Source organism: Umezawaea beigongshangensis (assembly GCF_016464305.1).
Taxonomy (GTDB): domain Bacteria; phylum Actinomycetota; class Actinomycetes; order Mycobacteriales; family Pseudonocardiaceae; genus Umezawaea_A; species Umezawaea_A beigongshangensis.
The window spans coordinates 1-6,782 of record NZ_JAEIOJ010000028.1 but is presented as its reverse complement, the minus strand read 5'-3'; the positions used below and the strand labels follow the sequence as shown (position 1 = coordinate 6,782).

The 6,782-nt window shown below is 69.6% G+C and carries 3 protein-coding genes and 1 pseudogene; 3 read left to right on the top strand and 1 reads right to left on the bottom strand.

Annotated elements, in window-relative coordinates; genetic code table 11:
• Positions 1-4,949, bottom strand: a pseudogene (locus tag IMZ35_RS30080) (hypothetical protein); the annotation flags it as partial.
• Here IMZ35_RS30080 and IMZ35_RS30075 point away from each other — a divergent pair.
• From IMZ35_RS30075 to IMZ35_RS30065, 3 genes are all read left to right on the top strand, one after another.
• Positions 4,927-5,529: a hypothetical protein gene (locus IMZ35_RS30075; protein WP_199444608.1), complete on the top strand. Its 603-nt coding sequence runs from the start codon at positions 4,927-4,929 to the stop codon at positions 5,527-5,529. The pseudogene IMZ35_RS30080 and the gene IMZ35_RS30075 sit on opposite strands and share 23 nt — an antisense overlap.
• A gap of 18 nt (positions 5,530-5,547) precedes the next feature.
• On the top strand, positions 5,548-6,177 hold the full coding sequence (locus IMZ35_RS30070) for a hypothetical protein (RefSeq protein WP_199444607.1): 630 nt from the start codon (positions 5,548-5,550) through the stop codon (positions 6,175-6,177).
• 153 nt (positions 6,178-6,330) lie between these two features.
• On the top strand, positions 6,331-6,782 hold a 452-nt coding region (locus IMZ35_RS30065; protein ID WP_199444606.1), incomplete at its 3' end, for a hypothetical protein.

Sequence of the window (6,782 nt, the reverse complement as noted above, 5' to 3'; positions counted from 1 at the left end):
GCGCGCATGTAGCAGCCGTCCTCGGGGTGACCGGTGGGGATGCGGGTGCTGCCGTCGCCGTGGTGCTCGAAGGTGGCGTCGGTGATCTGGTCGTAGAGCCGCTGAGCGTCCTCGACGTGGATCGAAGGCGCGAGCGTGGTGGCGTTGACCCGTGCGACACCGTCGGACCTGCTCCTGCCCGACAGATCGGCCCACAACTGCCTGCCGCCGGTCTGCTGGGTGTAGGCACCGGAGACCAGCCACAGGGCGCGCTCGTTGCGACCGAGCTGACCCAGCAGCGCCAGCGCCGCGTCGGACTGGCGTCCGGCGATCAGGTCCCGCAGGTGCTGGGTGAACGCCTGCACGTCCGTCCGGCTGTTCGGATCGGCCATGACCGCGTCCAGCTCACCCGGCGCCACCGCGGTCGAGGGAGTCGGCGGCTGTGCGTTCGGGTTGGCGAAGAAGGTGTTCTCGTAGCCCAGCGCGCGCAGCACGTCGGAGACCTGGGTCTGCCGCAGCGCCCGGCGGCGGACCGCGTCGTTGAGAGCGCCGGAGATGGAGGTGCCGTGCACCGCGTGGAACTCGCGCTCCAGCGCCTGCACCTGGTTCAGATCGCCGCCGAACATTCCCAGCGTGGCGTTGACCTGGCGCATGTCCACCGGAGTCGCGCTCAGCGCCGCGCTCAGCCGGGTCGCGTACAGCTCCGCGCGCCGCACCGGGTCCTGCACGTAGTCCCTGGCACCGGGGTTCGCCGGGCGTTCGAGGACGTCGTCGCTGTCGGTGCGCTGTTCGGGGGCGGTGTCGGTGCTCGGCTTGGTCGGCCCCGCGCTGTCGCCGGGTCGGGTGCCGAACTGCTGGAAGGTGCCGCCGTCGCGCAGGCCGGTCCAGCCCTGCGTGCGGTGGGTGTAGACCTTCGTCGTGGCCGCGTGGGTCTCGCCGCGGTGGCCCAGGGCGCGCATCTCGTCGGCGAAGGACTGCGCCTGGGTGGTGGTGCTGTTCTTGGCGTCGGGGTTGGTGGCGGTCTCGCACTGGAGCATGACCACGGGGGTGTCGGGGGTGGCGTTCGCCTTGGCCATCAACCCGGTGGCGTCGACGATGCGGGCGATCTGGTCGCCGCGGATGGGCTTGACGCCGTTGGGAGTGGGCACGTCGAAGCCGCGCTGACCGGCGTGGCCGTCGGTGTAGAAGGGCTGGCCGCGCCAGGGTGAGTCGACGTCGGTCCAGTCGCCGGGCTTGCCGCCGCGGTCGGGGACGTCGCCGGGGTACTGGCGGTAGGTGGAGTCCTGCCGGTTCTCCGCGGAGGTCTGCATGAACTCGGCGTCGCCGGTACGCGTGGGGAAGGCGATGCCGACGACGTTGCCGTTCTTGTCGGTCAGCGGCTTGTAGCCGACCTCGATCACCGAGCCGTCGTCGTCCACGAAGGGCACGTAGGACAGGTCGGTGGTGTCGGGAGCGGTGTTCCCCGGCGTGTTGGTGTCGTGAGAACCGGGGCCGGAGTCGTCCGTCCGGCGATCGGTGTCCGGTGCCGTGTCGGTCGCGGAACCGCGCTCCCTGGTGCTCGGATCCGTGCCGGGCGCAGAGGTGCGACCCAGCTCCCGGTCGATCTTGGCTTCCTGCTCGGCCCTGATGCGGTTGCGGTTGTCCTCGATCGCCTGTTCGTCGGCGAACATCGCCGCCAGTGCGTCGATCTTCGCCTGGTAGGCCGACTTGTACGCGAAGTGCGAGCCGTCGTCCGTGCGGGCGATCTCACCGTTGGGCGCGAACTCGAAGTTCTTGTTGAAGGCGTTCGGGCCGGTGAAGGTCCGGCCGTCGGCTTCGAAGCTGCTGTCCTTGGTGTAGGAGCTGAAGTCGGCCTGGTAGTACTGGTGGAACTCGTCGAAGAACTTCTTGATGTTCTCCGGGCTGACGGTCCCGCGCTGGTCGGGCGAGTCGCCGATCTTGTGGGCGAGATCGTCGATGAACGCGAACGTGGTGTCGGCGTCGTGCATGTCCCGCAGGTAGAAGCCGAACGGGTCGGAGTCCACCATCGCCCGGACGGCCTCGTACTGGCGCGAATCGGGCCACAGGTCCTTGTGGCGGTCCATCATCTGGACGCCGAGCTTGTGCTCGGGTTCGCGGTCGTGCTGGCCCTTGCCGTCGCCGAACTGGTTCTTGGAGTTCACCTTCTCGATGTCGTGGAACAGGATCGCCTTGGCCAGGGCGTCCTTCGGGATGAACCGCGAGTCGGGGTCGTCGTTCTCGGTCAGCTTCTGGAACTGGCCGAGCACCATCTGGGCGTGCTCGTCGAACGTGTAGGGCTCCTTGCCCGTCGTCTCGTTCGGCTGCCGGAAACGCGTGTCGGCGGTCCTGTTGGGATTCGTGGCGATTTCGCGGAACTTCGGTTCCAGCTCGGGGAACTTCTCCGCGAGCGACTTCACCAGAGCGGCCGGGGACGGCGGGTTGTTCCGGTCGTTGAGCTTCGCGCTCAACTCCTCGCCGAACTGCCGCTGCTCGGCGCTTCGCTGCTGGGCGTTGTCTCGCAGCGAAGCGAAGTCGTTGTCGTAGGGCTGTTGGGTGCTGTCGCGGGTGTCGAAGTCGACGCGGATGCGCGCCACGTCCGAGGCCAGCACCGCGCCGATCTCGGCCTGCGTCGCCAGGTCGGGGATCTTGTCCAGGAACGCGTTCACCGCGCCGGGGTCGACGGGGGTGATCGTGAGGCCCGGCAGGTTCTGCTCGGCGACGCGGATCGCGTTGTCCGTGACGGTGCTGGCCAGTTCCTGCCGGAACTTCGGATCGACCAGCACGAGGGCCGGGTTCTTGCTGAACTCGGTCTTGAGGCCCTTGTCCAGAACGGGCAGCTGGTTTTGCGCGATCGTGCGGACCGCGTCGGAGTCCATCGTCGTCAGGTCGTGCTTGGTGAACTGGTCCAGGGTCTTCCTGAGCACCGACTTCATGACCCGGTTGTCGATGGCGTTCTTCAACCCGGCCTCGTCGAGCTTCAGCTCCGAGAACGGCGTCGTCGCGTTCGCCTTCAGATCAGCGGTGATGTCCTTCTGCAACGCCTGCAACTGCTTGTCGGCGAGAAGCCTCTTCGCCTTGGGCGCCGGATCGGGCACCGACGTCAGCTTCTGCAGCTGCCGCTCCACCGCCCCGGCGGCGTCGTTGCGCAGCGACTCCGCGAGCTTGCTCCTGCTGTCGGCGTCCAGGACGCTCAGCTCGGGCCTCGACATCGTGTCCGCGACGTGCCTGTCGATGACCGCGTCAGCACCCAGCACCTCGACCAGCGACTGCTTGGGCCCGGAGTTCACCGAGATCCCCTCGGTGGCCGCCTTGCGCAGATCGTCCAGAGACCGGATCGACTTGTTCTGGTTGATCTTCTTGCCCAGCTCCTGCGCCACACCTCCGGCCAGTCCTGAACGGAACTCGCCCATCACCCGCTTGGTGTGGAACTGGTCGAGCGGCGGCAGATCGGCGCGGGTGCTCAGGTGGGCGTCCAGAGCTTGCGTCACCGGAGACACCACGGCCGTGGAGATCTGGGCCACCGCGGTCTTGCCGGGGCCCTCGGTGTTGACGAAGTCGTTCAACCGCGCCGCGCGCGTGTCCAGAGAAGCGTCGGGGGAGCGGCGGTTGCCCTCCGAATCGGGGAAGCTGTCCGCGTTCGGCTCGATCCGGGCGTCCGGCGTGCGGTCCTGCGGGTCCTGCGCGAGCTGCTCGCGCGTGGCGACGTATTCGCGCAACTGGGTGGCGATGTTGCGCAACTCGGTCGCGTTGTTGCGGAAGGTCGGGGTCCACTCGCCGGTCTTGCCGTCCTGCGTCCAGGTGAACCACGGGTCGTTCTTGCGACCCGCCGCCGTGCTGTCGAAGTCCTTCGGCAACCCGAGCTGGTCGTAGAGTTCCGCGATGTCGTTCTTGCGACCCGCCGCGTCCGACTTGTAGTAGTCGTCGGTGCTGGCGAACGTCGTCAGCGAGCCGGGAAGGGCGTTCTTCGCCAGATCCGCACGGTCGTTCCTGCCGATGCCGAACTGGTTCGCGTCACCGTTGTGGTCCACGTTCATCGTGTCGCCGGACTTGAGGTCCGGAGAACTCTCCAGCTTGGTGTCCAACGACATCTTCGTGAAGGCGTCGTGCGGGACCAGGAAGGACCGGAGCACCGGCTGGAGCGTCCCGCCCTTGGCGAACTCGGGGTGCTTGTCGTGGACGGGCTTGCCCCCGGCCGTGTGCTCGTACTTCTTCAACCACTGCGCGACGCGCAGGGGACGGCCCGCGCTGGCCCACAGCGGTGCTGTGCCGGTGCCGGTGGAGACGATGATCTGGCCGGTGTTCGGATCCTGCTGGATGTCCTTGTAGTCGGAGAACCCGGACCCCGGCTTGTTCGGGTCCGGTGTCACCGCGCTCGGGTTGACGACCGCCGAGTAGATGCGGACGTAGTGCTTGCCCGCGATCGTCTCGATCTGGTAGTCGCTCCGGTGGAAGACGTGGCGGGAGCGGTCCGGCCTGACCTCCACCGTCGGACCGGGGAACGAGATGCCCGGTCGTCCGATGTGGACGGACTCCTTGGTGCCGAGGTACGCCGGCTTGCCGTCGACCACCGCCTCGACCAGGTGAACCGGTCGGCCGGTCGGGTGGCCGATCGGCGGGGCGAACGTCCCGTCCTTGCGCAGCACGTGCACCTGCGCGTCGGACTTCCGCGCGATCTGCTCCAGAGTCGGGTCAGGACCGTTCTTCGTCAACGAGGAGGTGACGACCTCGTCCTGCTTGCTCTTCGCCTCGGAGCGGGCCTTCTCCGGTCCGACCTCGGGGTGCAACGTCACGGCGACGGCGTTGGCGAACGACGTCTTCTGGTCCGTCCCCTTCACGTGCACGGCGTCCAGGCCGTGCAGGTCGAGCATGATCACCTGTTTCGGCACGACCTTGCCCCGGTCGACGACCGTGCCGGGCCGTTCCGACTTCACCGAGGTGTCCGGCGAGGTGTCGTTGTGCCCCCTGGCCATGACGTCCGGGTCCGACGCCGGTCCGCTGTTGCGCGAGGAGGGGGCGGAGTCGCTGGTCGACGTGGGCGCGGTGGTCGGCGTGGCGGGGGGTGTGCTGGGTGGAACGGTGCCGGTCTTCACCGCGGTGTCGGGCTTCGGCGTGGTGCTCTGCCTGGTGTCCGGCGTCGGCGACGTGGTCGTGCTCGGTGTCTTCGTGGTGGGCTGTGCGCCCGTCGTCCTCGTATCGGGCGACGGCGTGGACGTCGGCTGCGCGCCGGGCCGGGTGCTGGGAGGTGGCGCGGGCTGCGTCGAGGGGGTGGGCGAACCCGTGTTGTTCGGCCCGCTGTTCTGCGGACCCCTCCCCGGAGGCGTCTTGGCGTCGGACGTCACGACCGGTGCCGGGTTCGGACTCCGCGTACCGCGGTCCGGGGTGGGGCCGGGAATTCTGGAGTCGGAGACCGGGCGCGGGTTCGGCGTGGTGCCGCGCTGGTCCGGTCCGCTGTTCGTGGGCTGCTTCGTGCCGGGGGTGTTCGTGCCCGGCGGATTCGTGCCGCCCCGGTTGCCGAAGGATTGTGGTGCGGCCTTCGTGCCGGGGTTCTGACCCGGCGTGGGGCCGGGGATGCCGGACTTCGACGCCGGTCGCGGGTTCGGCGTGCTCGTGGGGCCCTTGGCCGGGTCCGTGGAGCGCGGCGGCGTGTTCGCGGGAGGCGCTGTGGGGTTCGCCGGGTTGGGCGTGCCGGTGGTGCTCTTGGCCGGACCGGGGATCTTCGAGTCGCTGGCCGGTCGCGGGTTGGGAGTGGTGCCCTGCGACGGGTTCGGGGCGCCCTTGCTCGGCGTGGGGCCGGGGATGCCGGAGTTCGACGCCGGTCGAGGGGTCGGCGTGCCGCCCGGTGTGGTGGTGGCCGGACCCCTGGTGCTGGTGGACGTGGGTCCGCCGTTCTTGGACGGCGTGTTGGTGGTGTTGGCCGGGGTCGGTCCGGTGTTCTTGGGTGGGGTGTTGGTGGTGTTGGCCGGGGTCGGTCCGGTGTTCTTCGGCGTCGGCCCGGTGTTCTTGGGTGGGGTGTTGGTGGTGTTGGCCGGGGTCGGTCCGGCGTTCTTCGGTGTCGGCCCGGTGTTCTTGGGAGCGGGCGTGGTCGCGTTCGGAGACGTGGGCCCGGTGTTCTTGGACGTCGTGGGGCCGGGGATGCCGGAGTTCGAGGTCGGCCGGGGCTTGGGCGTGCCGGTGCTTCCGGGCGTGCTGGTGCTCTGACCGGGCACGGGACCGGGGATCTTCGAGTTGCTGCCCGGTCGCGGGTTCGGCCCGCCCTTCGCACCCGGTGTCGTGCTCGGGCTGCTCGTGGAAGGAGCCGGACCGGCGCCCTTGGACCCCGGCGTCGTGTTGGGTGCGACTGGTCCGCCCCTGGTGCTGGACGGCGAAGGCGTCTTGGCGGCACCGGGGGTGGTGTTCGGGTTGGCGTTGCCCGGCAGCGATCCGGCCTTGGTGGAGGGCGTGGTGGCCTTCGGTCCGCTGCCCGGTGTCGTGTTGGGGCTGGCGGGCGGGGGTGTGCTGCCCTTGTTGCTGGACGGGGGCGGCGATGCCTTCGGCCCACCCTGCGTCGTGCTGGGGCTGGCGGGCGGGGGCGTGGTGCCCTTGCTGCTCGACGGGGGCGGGGTGGTCTTGGGTCCGCCGGTCGTGGTGTTGGGGCTGGCGGGCGGGGGCGTGGTGCCCTTGTTGCTGGACGGCGGCGGGGTCGTCTTCGGCCCGCCCTGCGTCGCGTTGGGGCTCGCGGGCGGGGGTGTGCTGCCCTTGCTGCCGGACGGGGGTGGGGTGGTCTTGGGTCCGCCGGTCGTGGTGTTGGGGCTCGCGGGCGGGGG

What these genes read in the sequence shown, in the direction of transcription:
- IMZ35_RS30070 (WP_199444607.1), top strand. Translation starts at nt 5,548, where the DNA reads ATGCCGGACTTCGACGCCGGTCGCGGGTTCGGCGTGCTCGTGGGGCCC.